The following is a 1,283-nucleotide window of genomic DNA, read 5'->3' on the forward strand; positions in this document are numbered from 1 at the left end:
GTCACCACGCTTCCACCTCGAACCTATCAACCTCATCGTCTCTGAGGGATCTTACTCATTTAAAATGATGGGAAGTCTCATCTTGAGGGGGGCTTCATGCTTAGATGCTTTCAGCACTTATCCCTTCCACACGTAGCTACCCAGCTATGCTCTTGGCAGAACAACTGGTGCACCAGCGGTGTGTCCATCCCGGTCCTCTCGTACTAAGGACAGCTCCTCTCAAACTTCCAGGCGCCCACGACGGATAGGGACCGAACTGTCTCACGACGTTCTGAACCCAGCTCGCGTACCGCTTTAATGGGCGAACAGCCCAACCCTTGGGACCGACTACAGCCCCAGGATGCGATGAGCCGACATCGAGGTGCCAAACCTCCCCGTCGATGTGGACTCTTGGGGGAGATAAGCCTGTTATCCCCGGGGTAGCTTTTATCCGTTGAGCGACGGCCCTTCCATGCGGCACCGCCGGATCACTAAGCCCGACTTTCGTCCCTGCTCGACTTGTAGGTCTCGCAGTCAAGCTCCCTTCTGCCTTTACACTCTACGAATGATTTCCAACCATTCTGAGGGAACCTTTGGGCGCCTCCGTTACTCTTTAGGAGGCGACCGCCCCAGTCAAACTGCCCACCTGACACTGTCTCCGGACCGGATCACGGTCCTGGGTTAGAAGGTCAGTACAGTCAGGGTGGTATCCCACCGGCGCCTCCACGTAAGCTAGCGCTCACGCTTCTCAGGCTCCCACCTATCCTGTACAAACTGTACCAACATTCAATATCAGGCTACAGTAAAGCTCCACGGGGTCTTTCCGTCCTGTCGCGGGTAATGCGCATCTTCACGCATAGTATAATTTCACCGGGTCTCTCGTTGAGACAGTGCCCAAGTCGTTGCACCTTTCGTGCGGGTCAGAACTTACCTGACAAGGAATTTCGCTACCTTAGGACCGTTATAGTTACGGCCGCCGTTTACTGGGGCTTCGGTTCAAAGCTTCGCTCCGAAGAGCTAACATTTCCCCTTAACCTTCCAGCACCGGGCAGGTGTCAGCCCCTATACTTCGCCTTTCGGCTTCGCAGAGACCTGTGTTTTTGCTAAACAGTCGCTTGGGCCTTTTCACTGCGGCTTCTCATGCAAGAAGCACCCCTTCTCCCGAAGTTACGGGGTCATTTTGCCGAGTTCCTTAACGAGAGTTCTCCCGCTCACCTTAGGATTCTCTCCTCGCCTACCTGTGTCGGTTTGCGGTACGGGCACCTTAGACCTTACTAGAGGCTTTTCTTGGCAGTGTGAAATCC

At 54.6% G+C, this 1,283-nt stretch carries 1 rRNA gene; it reads right to left on the reverse strand.

Going from position 1 to position 1,283, the window contains the following annotated elements:
* A 23S ribosomal RNA gene (locus tag ACI6MV_RS24880) occupies positions 1-1,283 on the reverse strand; the annotation flags it as partial.

The organism is Radiobacillus sp. PE A8.2, assembly GCF_045635475.1.
Classification (GTDB): Bacteria; Bacillota; Bacilli; order Bacillales; family Amphibacillaceae; genus JBJGXI01.